This window comes from Amycolatopsis keratiniphila (assembly GCF_000400635.2).
Lineage (GTDB): Bacteria > Actinomycetota > Actinomycetes > Mycobacteriales > Pseudonocardiaceae > Amycolatopsis > Amycolatopsis keratiniphila.
The window spans coordinates 5,134,683-5,149,596 of the sequence record NC_021252.1; the positions used below are offsets into that span (position 1 = coordinate 5,134,683).

23 protein-coding genes and 1 pseudogene are annotated in these 14,914 nt (G+C 68.1%); 7 read left to right on the forward strand and 17 right to left on the reverse strand.

Features of this window, described 5'->3' with window-relative positions; translation table 11 throughout:
* Positions 1-33 precede the first annotated feature (33 nt).
* From AORI_RS64235 to AORI_RS83695, 6 genes and pseudogenes are all read right to left on the reverse strand, one after another.
* Positions 34-333, reverse strand: coding sequence for a hypothetical protein (locus AORI_RS64235; protein ID WP_016334983.1), 300 nt, complete (start codon positions 331-333; stop codon positions 34-36).
* The gene (locus AORI_RS64240) at positions 326-679 is read right to left on the reverse strand and encodes a DUF3253 domain-containing protein (RefSeq protein WP_123799000.1); all 354 of its coding nucleotides are present in this window, start codon (positions 677-679) and stop codon (positions 326-328) included. Before AORI_RS64240 ends, AORI_RS64235 begins: the two co-directional genes overlap by 8 nt.
* Positions 676-876 carry a hypothetical protein gene (locus tag AORI_RS64245; RefSeq protein ID WP_016334985.1) on the reverse strand — a complete coding sequence of 67 codons (201 nt, stop codon included), beginning with the start codon at positions 874-876 and terminating at the stop codon, positions 676-678. Before AORI_RS64245 ends, AORI_RS64240 begins: the two co-directional genes overlap by 4 nt.
* A 109-nt stretch (positions 877-985) precedes the next feature.
* Positions 986-1,099, reverse strand: a pseudogene (locus tag AORI_RS84390) (epoxide hydrolase); the annotation flags it as partial.
* Positions 1,100-1,146: 47 nt separating this feature from the next.
* A complete protein-coding gene (locus AORI_RS64250) occupies positions 1,147-1,719 on the reverse strand; it encodes a hypothetical protein (RefSeq protein ID WP_016334986.1) in 573 nt (190 codons plus the stop codon).
* A gap of 133 nt (positions 1,720-1,852) precedes the next feature.
* The gene (locus AORI_RS83695; protein ID WP_016334987.1) at positions 1,853-3,511 is read right to left on the reverse strand and encodes an nSTAND1 domain-containing NTPase; all 1,659 of its coding nucleotides are present in this window, start codon (positions 3,509-3,511) and stop codon (positions 1,853-1,855) included.
* 216 nt (positions 3,512-3,727) lie between these two features.
* On the opposite strand from AORI_RS83695, the gene AORI_RS64260 reads away from it, so the two are divergent.
* Together AORI_RS64260 and AORI_RS64265 are read left to right on the forward strand one after the other, a co-directional pair.
* Positions 3,728-4,072 carry a hypothetical protein gene (locus tag AORI_RS64260; protein ID WP_016334988.1) on the forward strand — a complete coding sequence of 115 codons (345 nt, stop codon included), beginning with the start codon at positions 3,728-3,730 and terminating at the stop codon, positions 4,070-4,072.
* Positions 4,073-4,232: 160 nt separating this feature from the next.
* Positions 4,233-4,784, forward strand: a complete 552-nt coding sequence (locus AORI_RS64265) for a hemerythrin domain-containing protein (RefSeq protein ID WP_016334989.1) — start codon at positions 4,233-4,235, stop codon at positions 4,782-4,784.
* A gap of 94 nt (positions 4,785-4,878) precedes the next feature.
* Here the strand turns inward: AORI_RS64265 and AORI_RS64270 are convergent, their stop codons facing one another.
* The 6 genes from AORI_RS64270 to AORI_RS83470 form a co-directional block, all read right to left on the reverse strand.
* Entirely contained in the window at positions 4,879-5,145 is a 267-nt protein-coding gene (locus tag AORI_RS64270) for a hypothetical protein (protein ID WP_016334990.1), read from the reverse strand.
* 14 nt (positions 5,146-5,159) lie between these two features.
* Positions 5,160-6,038 (reverse strand): sucrase ferredoxin, encoded by an 879-nt coding sequence (locus AORI_RS64275; RefSeq protein WP_016334991.1) that lies wholly within the window; start codon positions 6,036-6,038, stop codon positions 5,160-5,162.
* Entirely contained in the window at positions 6,035-7,246 is a 1,212-nt protein-coding gene (locus tag AORI_RS64280; protein ID WP_043848930.1) for a cupin domain-containing protein, read from the reverse strand. The genes AORI_RS64275 and AORI_RS64280 overlap by 4 nt, the downstream gene beginning before the upstream one ends.
* A gap of 67 nt (positions 7,247-7,313) precedes the next feature.
* Entirely contained in the window at positions 7,314-7,523 is a 210-nt protein-coding gene (locus AORI_RS64285; RefSeq protein WP_016334993.1) for a hypothetical protein, read from the reverse strand.
* 284 nt (positions 7,524-7,807) lie between these two features.
* Entirely contained in the window at positions 7,808-9,049 is a 1,242-nt protein-coding gene (locus AORI_RS64290; protein ID WP_016334994.1) for a hypothetical protein, read from the reverse strand.
* 502 nt (positions 9,050-9,551) lie between these two features.
* Positions 9,552-9,755: a hypothetical protein gene (locus tag AORI_RS83470; RefSeq protein ID WP_123798495.1), complete on the reverse strand. Its 204-nt coding sequence runs from the start codon at positions 9,753-9,755 to the stop codon at positions 9,552-9,554.
* Between the two features lie 231 nt (positions 9,756-9,986).
* Between AORI_RS83470 and AORI_RS64295 the strand changes: the two genes are divergently transcribed.
* Genes AORI_RS64295 through AORI_RS64315 form a run of 5 tightly spaced genes read left to right on the forward strand, consistent with a single transcriptional unit; the run spans position 9,987 to position 11,871 of the window.
* Positions 9,987-10,304 carry a YbaB/EbfC family nucleoid-associated protein gene (locus AORI_RS64295; RefSeq protein ID WP_016334995.1) on the forward strand — a complete coding sequence of 106 codons (318 nt, stop codon included), beginning with the start codon at positions 9,987-9,989 and terminating at the stop codon, positions 10,302-10,304.
* The gene (locus AORI_RS64300; protein WP_016334996.1) at positions 10,301-10,600 is read left to right on the forward strand and encodes a hypothetical protein; all 300 of its coding nucleotides are present in this window, start codon (positions 10,301-10,303) and stop codon (positions 10,598-10,600) included. The genes AORI_RS64295 and AORI_RS64300 overlap by 4 nt, the downstream gene beginning before the upstream one ends.
* A gap of 20 nt (positions 10,601-10,620) precedes the next feature.
* Entirely contained in the window at positions 10,621-10,977 is a 357-nt protein-coding gene (locus tag AORI_RS64305) for a hypothetical protein (RefSeq protein WP_016334997.1), read from the forward strand.
* A 40-nt stretch (positions 10,978-11,017) separates the two neighbouring features.
* A complete protein-coding gene (locus AORI_RS64310) occupies positions 11,018-11,695 on the forward strand; it encodes a hypothetical protein (RefSeq protein WP_016334998.1) in 678 nt (225 codons plus the stop codon).
* Complete coding sequence (locus AORI_RS64315; protein WP_016334999.1) at positions 11,692-11,871, forward strand: hypothetical protein; 180 nt, start codon at positions 11,692-11,694, stop codon at positions 11,869-11,871. The genes AORI_RS64310 and AORI_RS64315 overlap by 4 nt, the downstream gene beginning before the upstream one ends.
* 157 nt (positions 11,872-12,028) lie before the next feature.
* Here AORI_RS64315 and AORI_RS64320 read toward each other — a convergent pair whose 3' ends face one another.
* From AORI_RS64320 to AORI_RS64340, 5 genes are all read right to left on the reverse strand, one after another.
* Complete coding sequence (locus tag AORI_RS64320; RefSeq protein WP_046199992.1) at positions 12,029-12,562, reverse strand: hypothetical protein; 534 nt, start codon at positions 12,560-12,562, stop codon at positions 12,029-12,031.
* 67 nt (positions 12,563-12,629) lie between these two features.
* Positions 12,630-12,947 (reverse strand): hypothetical protein, encoded by a 318-nt coding sequence (locus tag AORI_RS64325; RefSeq protein WP_043848933.1) that lies wholly within the window; start codon positions 12,945-12,947, stop codon positions 12,630-12,632.
* Between the two features lie 170 nt (positions 12,948-13,117).
* Complete coding sequence (locus AORI_RS64330; protein ID WP_016335002.1) at positions 13,118-13,603, reverse strand: NUDIX hydrolase; 486 nt, start codon at positions 13,601-13,603, stop codon at positions 13,118-13,120.
* Between the two features lie 77 nt (positions 13,604-13,680).
* Entirely contained in the window at positions 13,681-13,986 is a 306-nt protein-coding gene (locus AORI_RS64335; protein ID WP_016335003.1) for an MFS transporter, read from the reverse strand.
* A gap of 183 nt (positions 13,987-14,169) precedes the next feature.
* Positions 14,170-14,709 carry an MFS transporter gene (locus tag AORI_RS64340; protein ID WP_016335004.1) on the reverse strand — a complete coding sequence of 180 codons (540 nt, stop codon included), beginning with the start codon at positions 14,707-14,709 and terminating at the stop codon, positions 14,170-14,172.
* Positions 14,710-14,914 lie beyond the last annotated feature (205 nt).

Genomic DNA, 14,914 nt, shown 5'->3' on the forward strand with positions numbered 1-14,914 from the left:
TCTCGAGCAGGTGGACGACGGGCTTCCACCGCTTCAGCTCAAGAGGTCGAGGCCGCGCTGCCACCGCTGCCGGCGCTCCGCGCGATCCTGTTCCCACCACGGCGTTCCGCGCTCCCCCAGGGCGACCTTGGCGATGTGCACCCGCGCCCGGGCCTCCCGCTCGGCTTCGGGATCCTCAGCTCGCCGAGCCGCGCCGACGTCCCGGCGAGCCCGCATCAGCAGGCCGCGTAACCGGGCCGCCGTCTCCTCCGGTATGTCCGGATCGGTCGCGCGCCAGCGCCGGCCGCCGATCACGACGAAACGCCCGTCGGGCGTGCGGTCCGGCTCAGCCATGCGCGTCCCCGGCCGGCCGGATCCTGATGGGTCCCGCCCACTCCCCGTCCGGGTCGAGCGACCGGTTGCCCTGGGTCAACCGCACCTCACCCGCCCGCGCGAGCTCGCGCGCCAGTTCCCGAGCCCGCGGCAGCAACGGACGCCACTCGTCCGCGAGCGCCCGCGCCGCGTCGGAAGGGCAGCAGCTGCCGCCTTCGCCTCGCGCGAAGACCAAGGCGAGGATCGCCGCCCGCAACCGATCGGGCACCGGTCCGGTACCCAGCGCCGTCCGGGCATGAACCGCACCCGGCCCGGCGTTCTCCAGGATCCGCTCCAGTTCTCGTCGAGGCCCTGACCTGCTTGTCATACCGCCAGGATCGCACCGTCCGGGGCGCCGCGTTCGACGACTTCGGTGGCGCCTCGTCTGCCGAACGCCGCCCACAGCCAGACGAAGCCGTTCCCGCGACCGATTCCGCTGGCCAGAACGAACACCAGCACCGCCATCCCACCGGCCGCTCCGAACACGGCGACAGGTTTGGAGGGTTTCACCTTGAACGACGCCACCCGGAGCTCCTCGCGTAGAACGAATTACGGTGAGACCCTGGTGCCCCTGCCCGGCGCTGTCCAAACGCAACTGTCTTCGTGGGCGGTTGATGTTGAGCCGTTCGCCCGAGACCGAGATCTCGTCGAGGAGCTTCGGCCGCGACACCGCGTCCTCGAAGTCGCCGTCGTGATCCCTCCAGGCCCAGAACTTCTCGGCGATCCAGGCGGCCTGCCCCGCTGGGGAACAGGGCCCGAACGCTTTCGATCGCGCCCCTGAGAACCGGCCTGGGGTCAAGCCCTGGTCCAGAGGTTGACGTCGCTGCTGGTCGCCACGACCAGCGTCGCCCCGGACGGGGAGAACCCGGCCGCACGCAGTTCGGAGTGACGCGAATGGAAGATGTGCCACCAGGTCTCGCCGTGCGCCCCACCGGTGTACGGATTCCCCTTGGCCAACAGCACCCGTTCGTGCGGCCAGTCCGGGCAGGCGACATATACCGACCACCCCGTGGTGCCGGTGTGCAGGCCGCCGCCGTCCAGCCCGGCCATCGGCACGCGACGCCCCGCGATCGGCCCGATCCCATGGCACGTCAAGTCGTTGCCCTCCGGCTGATCCGGGTCGGGGTCGCGGGCCAGCCGCTCACCGGTGACGGTGTCGAACAGCCCGAGCCCGTTCGCAGATTCCACCAGCAGCAGGTCGCGACCAGTGCCGGGATCAGCGGCGAACCCGACACCGAGTAACCCGCCGACAGCGGCCACGTGGCGGCCGGCCGGGCGCCACGGCGGGGGCGCCGCCACCGTCGGCGCGGCCAGAATCCTTGCCCGCAGGCCCCGTTGATAGTCGGTGAGCGAAAGCTGTTCCGCCATCCCGCGAGTATGCCGGAGACCGAGCGCTTGATCGGCGGATCTCAAGCGGAGCGGCGCAGTGCCGATTCGCTCCTGGGTGCCGCATGCTTTCAGGTCGGCCGCGGCTCCCACGCTGACCACAGGTGGCACGCGATCACCAGCAAAGCGCCAGTGTCTGCCTCCGTTCCCGGACGGCCAGCGCGACCGAGGCCGCGGCCAGCCCGCTCATGACCACCGTCGCGGCCGCCAGCCGTCGGACCCGCCACGCGGATCGGTCCGCCTGGGCCGTCTCTTCTTCGCGGGCCTGGATGCTCGCGTTGAGGAACTGGTGTTCCCGGAGGGTCAGTCTCGTCGACCCGGCCAACGTGATCGCTTCGTCGAGCTGGCTGCCCCGGTAGAGCGGCGCCGGGTCGCGGTTCGCGCGTTCCCACACGCCTGCGGCCTCGGTCAGCCGCCGGTGCAGGTACAGGCGGCCGCGACCGGTGGACAGCCAGTTCCGCAGCCGCGGCCACTCGCGGATGAGCGCGTCGTGCGCGAACTCCAGCCCGTCGGCGTCGGCGGTCACGAGCCGGGCATCGACCAGCCGGGCGACCACCGGGGCGGCGGCCGGGTCGAGTTCGTGCGCGGGGACGCGCCGCCGGGTGTCGTGACCATCGAATCCCAGCGTGGTGAGCCGGAGGAACACGTCCCGTGCTTGCCGCTGCCCGATTTGGTCGAACTCGCCGAAGACCTTCTCGGCCGTGTCGGCCAGGGCACGCGTTATCCCGCCGGACGCCTGGTACGCCGGGAGGGTGAGCGTGGCGCCGTGAGGGCGTCGCCAGGTCCGGCGCATCGCCTGGGAGACGAGCGGGAGAACACCGTGCCCGCCCGCCGCCTCGGCCATGATCGTGGCGACCAGCGCGCCTTCCAGCTGGTGTCCGGTGGCGATCGCCGGGCGCATGATCGCCGAGCGCAGCTGCTCTGCGGTCATCGGCCCGGTGTCGACCCGGTTCTCGGGGCGCAGCGCCGCGGCGAGCGCCGGGTGCCTGTCGCAGTGTCCGATGAAGTCCGAACGCACACCCACCACGAGCCGGGTCCGGCTGTCCGGTTCCTGGACGGCGTGCAGGAGCACCGCGACGAAGGCGTCACGCTCCTCCACAGTCCGGCAGCGGGTGAAGACCTCTTCGAACTGATCGACGACGAGCAGCAGTTCCGCGTCCGCGTGCCGCCTCGCCAGGAGCTGACGGACACGCAGATGCAGTCCCGCCGGATCCGCCGTCAGCTCCCCGTGCAGCCGGACCGCCGATCCGCCGCTCACCGCGGCCAGCTGGATCGCGCTTTCCCGGAGCGGATGCGGTCCGGGAGTGAGCCGCACGATCGTCCGATCCCGGCCGGATCTCCGGACAGCCGCGATCAGCCCGGCCTCCAGCAAGGAGGACTTGCCGGATCCCGATGCGCCGGAAACCGCGAGGAGTCGCCGTTCGGTGACTTGGCGCGACAATTCTTCGACGAGGTGCTCGCGGCCGAAGAAATAGCCTGCCTGATGCGCCCCGAATGCGGCGAGACCCGGATAGGGGATCTCTTCGTCGATTTCCTCGGGCTCCGGGGCACAGTTCATCGCGGTGATCGCGTACCAGCGCTCCTCCCACTCGGCGAGGTCGCCTTCACAGGCCCGGACATAGGCCAAGGTCACTGCCAGAGTCGGCAGTTTCCGGCCGCCCGCCGCGTCGGACAAGGTGCTCGCCGCGTAGTGGGCCCGCTTGCTCAATTCGCGATACGGCGGGCTTCCGGCGTTCTCGCGTAAACGTCGTAGATCCCCCGCGAACTGTGACAACGAATCTTCGTCCGTAACAAATGGACGTTCATACCGTGGCATCAGCCACCCCCCAGGTGTCTGCTTTTCTCCATTGTCCGGAAGTTTGTCGTTCGCTGTCCACTCCCCGGCACAGAACGCTCCCGCCGCACTAGACAGGTGACAGCGGGTACCGCGCTTTACGCGGCGCTCGTGCTCGAAAACCGGAAACGATCACCGGAGGGGAAATTGGATAACGTGACGATCCGCAGAATCGCGGTGGCGGCGGGGGCCGTGGCGCTGACCGGGGGTGTCCTGCTGGCAGGCGCCGGCTCGGCGTCCGCCGACACCAAGGGGAAGCATCACTCGGCGGTCGGCGGGGAGGTCGGCACCAGCCACGTGGCCAGGTGGACGACCACCTACTACGACGGAGTTGCGTGGAACGCCACCGTGTTCGTGGACTACGGCCGCAGCGGTGCCTGGACCAAGTGCTCGGACGGCCACGAAACCTACGGGCCGTTGGTGGGACCGGGCACCTGGCTGTGGGGCGGCGACTGCTACAACCACGGCAGCATCGTCGACTACGGCTGGTACGACGGCTGACAGTGATCTGGACGGCGGCCCGTTCCCTTGTCGTGGGGCGGGCCGCCGTCGTCCTGAGCAGGATGCGGCCATGACGCGGATGATCACCTCGGCAGCACTCCCGACGGCGGCGGCCGTGCTTCGAGTTGCCGGACGGCCGCTGCCCGGGAATTGTCGGCATATGACTGCCGTGACGATTCCCCGTCCAGTTGCCGGTGACGTCGTCGACCTCATCCTGGACGACCACCGCCTGTTCGAACAGCTCCTCCGTGACCTGCGGGACGCGACCGCGGACCGTGAAGGTGCCCGAGCCGCGTTGTCGGCGGCACTGATCGCGCACGGTGAAGCCGAAGAACAGGATGTCTACCCCGCACTGCGGCGCAAGGACGCCATCGACAAGCACGAGCAGGAACACGGCGAGGAAGAACACGCCGAGGGCAACCAGGCGCTGTTGGACCTGCTGGAATGCAAAGGCACCGACACACAGAAATTCGACGACGCGGTCGAGAAGCTGGCCGAGGCGCTCATGCACCACATCGGCGAGGAAGAGCAGACGATCCTCAACCCCGCGCGCACCGAAGTGAGTGAAAAGGTCCGCCAAGACCTGGGCACGGCGTGGGCCACACGCCGCAACGCGCTGCTCGATCAGGACTGCGGTTCGATCGAGTTCGTCAAGAAGGTGGTGGCCCGAGCCGAGAAGTCGGGCCTGCTTTCCTCCGACGACGACAAGTGAACGCCCCGAATCGACGATGCCGCGTGCGCTGAGTCCGTTCGAGGTCAGCGAGGTGGCGCAGGGCGGCGACCCGGACAGGCTGTGCGCCAGGGCGCTACCCCGATTCGTGCCGTCTCCTCTTGCGCCGAGCGATCAGTGGAACCGCGAGGACACCCAGGACGATCACGACCAGAATCGTGACACCGAGGACGTTCGCCGGAACCAGAGGCTTGATCACGAACATTACGACCAGCGTCCAGCCCGCCAGAGTGACGATCTCGACGACGAAAGATCGCCACTTCCGGTCGGTCGACGAGCGCACGAGCAAGCCCACGACGACCATCACGGCGCCGATCGCACCCCACCACCACTGATCCCCCATACGGTCACCCACGGTCAGTACCGGAAATCCAGCAGTTCGAACACCCGTATCGTCCGCACGGGCCCGGTCGCGCACGTGAGCCGTCGGCCTGCCGGGATCCGGCCTTCGCGCAGACGCACGATGCAGTCGGGTTCGGCGAAGACCACCCGCCAGTCGGTATCACCGGTTCGTGTGGTCTTCGTCAGCCGGAGATCGTCGATGCCGACGGCGCCGGTGGCGGTGCGGGCGTGATGGTGAGCCACTTGGACGGCCGGTGGGTGCGAGGAACGGCCACGCAGGAACCGGCCGTCGACGACCCCGTCGAGGTACCGCTGGAAAAGACCGCTCGCATCGGCCGGACGCAGGCCGCCGAAGGTGAAACCGTGTGGCAGCAACACCATCGAGGGAGCGAACCGGCAGCCGCCGAGATGGCTGCATTCCCAAGTGGACTCGGGGAACTCCGCGGCCAGCGTGGTCGCGAGCGAACGGCCGCGTACCGCGCAGCAGGTGTCGTGTCTGCCGTGGACGCACACGAGCGCGAGGGGTTCCGGCCACACGCGTCCCTCGGCGAAGGTGCTGCGGGTGAGTTCCGCGGCGTCGCTGAATTCCCCGGTGCGGATCTGCTCGTGGCCGGGGCGGGCATCGACGCGGAACCAGCGGAACGGCCGATCGCGGATGGACGGACGCCGAGCGACACGGCGCACCAGAGTGATCCGGCCGTTGACCCGCGCCGCCCACGAACCGAGCTGGGCGACCGCGCCCGGATCCATCCCGGATTCCCTGAGCGCGAAGCGGCCCCAGGGGCCCGGATGCTCGACCAAGAGCCAGTGCTCCGCGGGCGGGGCCGTTCCCTCCCTGGGTTCGCCCGCGGTTTCGGCCAGGTCCGCGCACCGTTGCGCCGGTGTCGCGATCATGCGGTCGCGGCCATCAGCACGCCTTCCCTGAGCAGGCGGCGCACGAGCACGAACTGATCGCTTCGATCCATTCCCGGGATCTCCCCCAGCCGCCACACCCTTCCGTCCAGTAGCGCCTTCAAAGCGGTCGAGGTGGCTGCCGGCAACGAAAGGCGACGATCCGGGAGTTCGAGAACGACCCTGCCGTCCGCTGTGTCGCCGATGCGGAACCGCAAGCCGTCGCGACGCCGCATGGCATCCCCGTCGCCGAGGCCCAGCACGAACCTGGCCGTGGCGACCGGTGCCAGCGGTTCCGGACGATTTCCTTGCCACACCTTGTCCCGGGCCTGCCGGGCGACGGCGTCGCCGGGCACCGCCCGCAGCGCGGCGATCAGAATTTCCCGGACGGACTCGACATGCGCTTCCAGCCGGTCCGGGTCGCCGACGTCCATCCCGAGCGGGAGCGACGCGCGCAGCCCTTCCTCGGAACCGACGAGCGCGGTGAACGCCTCCACCAAAGCGAACGCGGTGATCACGTGGACGCCGACGGTCAGATGCGCGGAAACGTCACCGAGCGCCGTCGCCGAATGGAGCCAGCCGCGGGGCAGATACATCATGTCGCCCGGTTCGAGGACTTCGTCGATCACCGGAGCATCGTCACGGGCCCGCGCGGCGACGGCATCGGCGTGCTCGCTCCACGGCTGATCACGCAGCGGCGACGGGTGGACGGGCGCGTGCACCTTCCATCGTTTGCGGCCGGCCAACTGGAGCACGAAAACGTCGTGCACGTCGTAATGCGCCGAGAAGCCTTGCGACGACGGCGGGGTGACGTAGGCGTTTACCTGCGCGGGATGGCCGAGCTCGTCGGCCAGGCGCGTGGTGAAGTCGATGACGGCCGGCCAGATGCGGTGCAGTCCCTGGAGGACGATGGTGCTGCCGTCGGCGAAAAGAGCGGCGACCCGGTCGTCGCGGACCTGGTCGCCGATCTCCGCACCTACACCGCCCCCGCCGGTGAACGAGCGGGAATCGACCACCGCGCCGTCGCGAGCCAGCCGCAGGAACGGCGTCCGCAGCCCGCGGCGGGACAGGATTTCGTCGACGCCGTCGAGATCGAGCAGATCACCGAAGTCGCCGCCGGTTCGCCGCAACAACGGTTTCCTGCCCCAATGCCGGGCGGCGAACTCTTCGATGTCTGTACCGACCAGGCGCGATAGGACAGTTTTCGACACGCGGCCGTCCACCGGCACCGGGAGGCTTTCACGCCTTCGCCCGGTATCGGTGGACGGCTCGCTCAGATCAGCTCGCGCCACTGTCCGCGCCGCCGTCGGCTCCGCCGTCGTGCTGGCCGGGGGTGCCTTCACCGGCGCCGGAATCGGCAGGCCCTTCGGCGCCACCGTCCGCTCCACCGTCGTGCTCGCCGGAAGTCCCCTGGCCCGCCCCGGCGTCGGCCGGTCCTTCCTTGTCCTCACCCGAGGTGGTGGAGATGTCGTCGTCGTTCAGGCTCATGTCGATTCCCTTTCCCATGATCCGGATGAATCAGTGGCCGGTTACCCCGGTTCCGCCCGGAACACACCTGCGGAGACCATCACGATCGGCACACCCGGTCACAAACCGATTCGCGACTTGTCCCACGCTCTGCGGGAGCGTCCTCGGCATGGACTCCGCCAACCCGGCCTTCCATACCGCCTACAACGCCTGGCTGCGGGCCGAAGGACCATCTCAGCAGCCGGCCCACAGACCCCGTTCCGGTGACCCAGCGGCCTGAACGCCTGCGAGACCCTCTGCGAGGATCAAGGGGATCCCGCTCCCTCTGCCCGCGCCTCGGCGGCCGTGTACTCGACCCTGATCACGACCGACCGCTCGTTGGGCACGGTGAACTCGCTGTCGGGCACGACTTCCATCCGGCCCGCGACGTTGTGCAGGCGCCTGGTGACGTCGTCGATGCGGCCGGCGATCACCCGCTCGTTCCGCTCCGGGCTGCCGGTCTGGCTCGCCCGGCCAGTGATCCGCACCGGTTTCCGCCCGGAAACGATCAATTCACGCACCGGCGCCGGGAGGGACGCCCACCACTCGTTCACCCCCAGAATGCCGTCGTTTCCGGACCTGAACCTGCCCTCGGCGGAATAGAAGATGGTCTTCATCTTCGTGATCTTCGGCAGGATCCGCACCCGGATGTTGACCGCGAAGCTGCACGTGACCGAGGTGGTACCGCTCACCGTCATTCCGACCGCGTGCGAATTGGCCTCGCTCACCGCATAGCTGCCGCCCGTGGTCACCGATCCCCCCACTCCGCCTGGGGTGGCGGCCCCGGTCCCCGATCCGGTGACCGTGGTGGTCGTCGTCCTCGTTCCGGTGTCCGTCGTGGTGGTGGACTGGAGCGCCCGGAAGACGACGCTGACCGTCAGAGTGCCGGAATTCTCGCCGTCTCGTGAAGTGATGGTCGGAACCCCTTCGAGGTACCCGGCGGCACCGATCGTGCCGCCGGGAGTGGTGTTGACGAAAGCCACTCGGCCTTCGGGTGTCACCGTGAAGGGCGCCGAAACCCAATAGTCGATGGGACCACCACCGGCGTGGATGTGCCGTTCGTTCGTGCCGTAGACCCGGCCGAGTTCCTGGACGATGCCGTGGTGGTGCCAGTACCAGGGCAGCCGGAGCAGCACGGTGCCCGTCGCTCCGGGATCGACTTCGACGGTCTCCGTGGCGTTGCTGAGGAACCAGACCGGATGACTGACCGAGCGGTTCCCGTCGGCGACGTCGACGGACGCGTTGGCGTTGACCATCACGCTGCTGTCGTTCGTCCCGCCCCAGCCGGCGAAGGTACCTCGCTTGTTGACGTCACGCTGGACGGGGAGCCCGGGCTTCTTCGCCCCGAGATAGGCGGTGACGGCTTTGTTCCCGGCGAGGCGTTGCAGGTCCGCCACGTTCGCCACACCGGGCGGGAGCTTGTCTTCCGTGACCCGGGGACGAGTGCTCCGGTCGCGGGCCGGACCGGACGACCCGAGTCGTTGCCTGTCGACTTCGCGCTCATTCATGAATGCGACACCTCGCCAACGTGAATCGCCGGAGATCGAACTGCACGCACGTTCCCGCAGAACAGCACAATACCGTCACACTGTTAGGGGTTCGCCGATCTGCCAGGGCGTCACAATGGGCACCATCGGCTTCCCTGTCGGGCAGACGCCACCCGGACGGGTCACTTCAAGGGGACACTTGACTGCCGAAGAACGGCCGGGAAAATCATGCCGCTCCGCGTTCGAGTCCTCTTGGACCACCATTGCGCGGGCCCGGATGGCCGGACGAACTGGACGCAGTCCGTGTCGGCTACACCCGCGGTACGACGCCATTCCGGAGGACACTTCGGAGGCGGTCATCGGCGAAGTGCGGCCTGGACTCCGACGTCGAGGTAGCCGAGTACCTACCTCGGCACCGACCAGTACAAGACGTTCGCGAAGGAGGGCGGCTGGGCCGGATACGTCATCCTCGCCATCAACTCCTACATGCAGGCCATGCGGCAGGAACAGGAGGACGGGCGCCCTACACGGCGGCGGAAGCGATCGACAGGTGCGCCCGTGCGATCGGCTCGTGGCTGCACACATCGAGATCCGGCAGCGCCGCGACCCGGACGCTCGTCGTGGGCGACGATTTCAAACCTTGCAGACGGCCGGAGAGCTCGTTGCCGGGAGGCGATCGCCCGTATCGAGCGCGTACGGCATCGCGGGAACGGAACTCAGTGGTCATCTGACGAAGGACACGTGACAGGTCAGCGTGGAGCCACTCGTGCACATGCTGATCGACGCGATCCCGCACGGACGCTCGGACTCGGTCCTCTCGCTGCCGGGCTCCTTGGCGTTCCTCGTGGGCGGTGCGGTGTCGTCCGCGAAGCGAAGAGGGTGATCTAGGACACAATGTCTACGGCGTTTGTCCCGAACTGTCCGCGTCGACAAAGTCAACGATGCTTACATGCACCGTATGAACGGATACGACTGGGCTCCGCCCACGGCCGCGGAAATGGCCGTTTGGGAGGCCAAGGCCGCGGAACTCGAACGTCTGGGCGCCGAACACGCCGAAGAACGTTTTACCGGTCGTTCGGACAGCGGTCTCGTCGAGGCCGAAGTGGACGGCAACGGACGGCTGACGGACCTCGACGTGAGCCCCGAGGCGCTGCGTCAGGCCTACCCGCAGAACATCGGCCCGGACACGATCGAAGCCATCGCCGCAGCCCGGGCCGCGGCAAGCGCTGCAGGCCGCGAGAAGGCCGAAGGAATCCTCCCGGGGGTGCGCGCGTGAGCCGCAAGCGCAGGCTGGAGAACCTGGTCAGCGAGATCGAGGAGCGGGACGCCGCGCTCACGACGGCCCTCGCGAACGTCAGGGAGCAGACCATCGAGGTCGACATCCCCGACGAGCTCGGCGTCGTCGAGGTCTCCGGTGCCGGCCGGCTGGAACGCATCGAAATCGACCTCGACAACCTCCCCTACACCACGGCCCAGGCGTTGAGCGAGAACCTGCTGGAGGCGATCGTCGCCGCCGAGGAGCACGCGCAGGAACTCAGGCAGCAGACCCTCACCGCCTCACGCCCCCGCTGATCACCGAACGGAGAACGACTTTGGCTCGAATCGAAGGCACCGGTTACTACGTCGTACCGGACGCCCTCCGCAAGAACACCGAGGCGTGGGTGACCACTGGGGACGCCTGGCGGGAGTTCGTCAACCTCGGCGGCGACTATGCGGCCATGGCCCCCGCAGACATGGGGCTGCTCGGTATGAAGACCGGTTTCCCCACGGACTACAACGTCGCCCGCGAGACCATCCTCAAGACCGCCCGCGTCGGGATCGAGCAGATCGACGAGGTCCGCGACAACCTGGACAAGGTCGCCAAGGAGTACGAGAACCGCGACGCCGAGTACTACGAGAAGTTCGGATACATGGGCGGCGACGACGATGCTGCGAACAGTCGCTTCTAGGCCCCGGCACACACCCGAAACTTAAGGAACAGAACAGAGCATGGCGACACGCCAGAAGGCCGAGTGGCCTGAGAACGCGGCCAACAAGGTCCAGCAGAAGGCCGAAGAGCACGAGCACAAGGGTGCGCTCGACACCTTGTTCATGATCCGGGATCTCCTGTTCGGCAACGCCGACCGGATGGAGGAACTGGCCGTGTGGTGGGGCCAGGCCTGGTACATGGTCGACTCGGAGACCGCGATCGACGACTCGCGCAACAACCTCGCCGCGTACTGGCAGGGCGGCGGGTACGACGCGTACAACACCTACGCGATCAACGCCACCAAGCGCATCTCCCGCAACGAAGGTGTGTTCAACGAGATCGCCGGCACGATGGAGAGCTGCATCGACATCGTCTACGAGACCTACGGCGACGCGATCGCTTTCATCAGCGAGTGCGCCAACCAGATCGCCGAGGCTACGGCGAACTTCCTCGAAGACCTCATCAACCCCTTCGGTGAGGCTGCGAACGTCATCCGCCTGCTCAACGGTTTCGTCCAGAACGTCAGCGATCTGATCGAAGCCTCCGTCCGCAAGATGGGCGACCTGCGCCAGATGGGCGTGTTCCTCGCCCGGCAGGCGAACGACTTCAGTGACGTCAAGGAGATGGCCGAGGCGGCCGGGAACCCCGAGCTCTGGGGGGTCAAGCCGGTGCCGAAGGAACCCGCGGCCGCGCAGTGACGGACGAACCGGCGAAGGAACCCGACGGCGAACGCCTGCTCGAGAACCCGTGGGATCCGGAGACACTCGCCGCCAAGCGCAAGAAGGCGGGCAAGCCGAAGGCCAGGATCAAGGGGGCGGACAAGCGCGCCGAGGAGGATCCTGAGTTCCGGATCAAGTTCGGGAAGGCCTGGTAGCGGCCCCGACGGGGTCCACATAGGACTAAAGTGTCCTATGTGGACCCTTCACGACATGCTTCGCGCGCGAAGGACCTCAGCCGATGGACGGGAAGTGAGCCACAGGTTGCTCATCCCCGTACCGTAGCCAATGCTCGAACTCGGCTCGCCGGCTCGTTCAGCGCCGCGGACGAGGAGGCGTGCCGGCGTCGAGCCAGCGCGCCGTTGGCTGGATCAGCGCCAACAGGAGCGTCGCGGCCGCCGCGACCAGGACCACCGCGAACGGCCAGCCGGAGCCGATGCGCGGGGTGAATCCGCTGTACGAGACAGCGAAACGCGAGCCTATCCACGGCACGAGCAGGACCAGGCCGGCGAATCCGAAGGCGATCGACGCTCCGACCGCGGTGAGTACCCGTCCAGGGCGTTTGCGCTGGAGCAGCAGGATCCCACCACTCGCGAGCAGCGCTGTGGCGAATAGATCGGTCACCGCGGCAATCCCGAGGAAGACGGGAACAGCGACGGAGAGATCGATGTCGGGGGCGATGACTCCGACGGCGAGCAAAATCAGGGAATAGGCGAACTCGACGGTGTGCAGCGCGGTAGCTGCCAGGAAACCGAGACCACCGAGAATCGCCAGAACCCCGGTAGCGATCCCGGTAGCGCCCTTCGGCTGCGAGGTCGCAGCGGGCAACGGATGGTGCTCGAGTGTCATCGCGTGCTTGCCGTAGGTGGGGTGCCCGTGCGTGGTGACCAAGGTGCAGCGAGCCGGTCGACAGTCGTCAGCAGGCCCTGACGATGACCGAGTGCGCCTTGCTGCCGAGGTCGAGGATCTTCACGTTCCGGTTACCGGCAGGCACGCGAACCTCATAGGTGCCGGGATTGACCGGATATCCGAGGTAGCTGCCCGCCGGAGCGGCCGCGGTGCCCGCGATCATCGAGCCGTCGGTGCGGTGGATCGTCGTGGAGACCGAGCTACCGCAGTTGTTCGAGATGTAGATCTTGCCCTTGGTCGCGGCCGAGGCGGAGCCTGTGCCGAGGATTGAGACGGCCAGCCCTGTGGTGGCCAGAACGGCAAGAACGCGCCGGGTAGTCGTCATGGTGGCTTTCTCCAGTGTCTGATCGGGGTCGGCCACAAGCTACCGGCAGGCGTGTTCCCATGCTGTCGGTCGAACAGACCACAACGCACGAGTCAATTGGTGACGTCAGTCTCGCTGGCGACCTCGAACGCCGGCGCGGCGTCTGCGGGCATAACAGCACGGCCGGCCATTCAGCTGTCAGCCGATCGGACCACGCGCCTGGCGATCTCCGCGTCCAGCGGGCTCATATCCTCGCTCACCGGTTCCGATGGCGGCCACCAACGAAAGTCCAGCGCTTCACTGTTGACGGTCAGTCGAGGCGCGACCTGGAGCCGAGTCCGATATACGGCCAGGAGTTCCCGACGCTCCGGCTTCGTGAGATCGAACTCGGCCACGGCGGCGAACGACAGGTCCACGCCGTGGATGCCGGTCTCTTCACCCAGCTCCCGCACCGCGGCCTCGCGCGGGCACTCACCCGGCTCCCGCGTCCCTCCCGGAAGCTCCCACTGCCTCCGCCAGCTGTCGAACATCATCAGGACCGCCCCCGCATGGATGGCGACAACCAACGACGCGGGCACGCCCACGTGCTCGGCCAGACGCCCCAACTCTTCTTCCGCGACAAGACGGAAGTCGACCAAGACGTTGCCGGCACGATCGCGGATCGGAAGGTTGGCCACGACTCCATTTCACCGCACTACCGACAGGCCTTCCACCGGTTCAGCTCGCCGCCGTGCGGCAAAGAGCGACGATGCCCCTAAGGCTGTCCCCGTTCCCAGTGCGCGGTCCCCGCTGTCACCCGTGGCCCGCTCAGTCCGAGGGTCGCGGCCGTACCGAGGACGGCGGCACCTAAAGCCACGAAGATCCCGGACGGCAGATCCATCACGCTCCCCAGCGCGACTGTGCTGATCACCGCCGTGCCGAGCGCGGAGCCCAGCTGCGGCACGGTGTTCAGCAGACCGGACGCGATACCGCGGTCCGTCTCCCCCACCACGGCGGTCCCGGCGTTCGTCGCCGCCACCGACGCCGCGCCGAGACCGGTGCCCGAGATCGCGAGCGACACCGAACGCCCCGAAGGCGACCCATCGGCCGCTGAGCCGGTCCAGCAGCCGGGTGCCCAGCCGGCTTCCGCCCACGACGCCGATGCTGAAGGGGGCGAACAGGAATCCGGTGGTCCCGGCCGACAAGCCTTGCTGCTGCTGGAAGAACACCGTTCCCAGCACACTGGCCGGGGTGGTGGCGAAGGTCAGCGCGAACGCCACCACGACGAAGGCCGCCAGCAAGGCGACAGCGCCCACGAGAGGACCACCCGGACGGTTCCGGTCGCGGCGAGCAACCCGCCGGTCACCAGCATGGCGCCCGGCAGGTCCAGCGAACCGCGCCCGGCGCGTTCGGTACGCGCGGGCAGCAGGGAACGCGCGAACAGCAACACCGCCAGGCAGATCGGCACGTTGAGCAGGAAGATCGAGCGCCAGCCCGCGTAGTGCACCAGCAATCCGCCGAAAAGGAACCCGGGCGCCAGGCCACCCGCGAGGCTCGCGGCGAGAAACGCGGCCATTCCCCAGACGAACGTCCTCCGGTGCCCGTAGCGGTCCGCGACCCGCCCCGCCGAGACCAGGAAACCCCCGAACAACAACGCGTAGCCGCTGACCACCCATTGCGTGGAGGCCTCCGCGCCGGGGAACCGGCGGCCGATCTCCGGCAGGCCGATCACCGCGATCGTCACCCCGAGCACGTCCACGGACTGAGCCGCACACAGCAGCAGGACCGCCGCCCGCTCGCGCATCGCATCACCCCATCACGCTGTCCATCCTGCGATCCCGCAGCCGATCCCGCCATTCACGCCGGACGTAGGGCAAGCCGGGTCTGTGTTCCGGATCGAGCGTGCGCTATGAGGGTCTGCGGGGCTCATGCCGCGGCTGTATTTGTGGGGAACCGGAGAGATCCCCGCTGCGCTCTCCCGGTGCGCAGCGGGGATCTCAGCGACCGGC

Coding starts and splice junctions, on each gene's coding strand:
- AORI_RS64235 (WP_016334983.1), bottom strand. CDS start 333: ATGGCTGAGCCGGACCGCACGCCCGACGGGCGTTTCGTCGTGATCGGC.
- AORI_RS64240 (WP_123799000.1), bottom strand. CDS start 679: ATGACAAGCAGGTCAGGGCCTCGACGAGAACTGGAGCGGATCCTGGAG.
- AORI_RS64250 (WP_016334986.1), bottom strand. CDS start 1,719: ATGGCGGAACAGCTTTCGCTCACCGACTATCAACGGGGCCTGCGGGCA.
- AORI_RS64265 (WP_016334989.1), top strand. CDS start 4,233: ATGACTGCCGTGACGATTCCCCGTCCAGTTGCCGGTGACGTCGTCGAC.
- AORI_RS64270 (WP_016334990.1), bottom strand. CDS start 5,145: ATGGGGGATCAGTGGTGGTGGGGTGCGATCGGCGCCGTGATGGTCGTC.
- AORI_RS64275 (WP_016334991.1), bottom strand. CDS start 6,038: ATGATCGCGACACCGGCGCAACGGTGCGCGGACCTGGCCGAAACCGCG.
- AORI_RS64285 (WP_016334993.1), bottom strand. CDS start 7,523: ATGAGCCTGAACGACGACGACATCTCCACCACCTCGGGTGAGGACAAG.
- AORI_RS64290 (WP_016334994.1), bottom strand. CDS start 9,049: ATGAATGAGCGCGAAGTCGACAGGCAACGACTCGGGTCGTCCGGTCCG.
- AORI_RS83470 (WP_123798495.1), bottom strand. CDS start 9,755: ATGACCACTGAGTTCCGTTCCCGCGATGCCGTACGCGCTCGATACGGG.
- AORI_RS64295 (WP_016334995.1), top strand. CDS start 9,987: ATGAACGGATACGACTGGGCTCCGCCCACGGCCGCGGAAATGGCCGTT.
- AORI_RS64310 (WP_016334998.1), top strand. CDS start 11,018: ATGGCGACACGCCAGAAGGCCGAGTGGCCTGAGAACGCGGCCAACAAG.
- AORI_RS64320 (WP_046199992.1), bottom strand. CDS start 12,562: ATGACACTCGAGCACCATCCGTTGCCCGCTGCGACCTCGCAGCCGAAG.
- AORI_RS64325 (WP_043848933.1), bottom strand. CDS start 12,947: ATGACGACTACCCGGCGCGTTCTTGCCGTTCTGGCCACCACAGGGCTG.
- AORI_RS64340 (WP_016335004.1), bottom strand. CDS start 14,709: ATGCGCGAGCGGGCGGCGGTCCTGCTGCTGTGTGCGGCTCAGTCCGTG.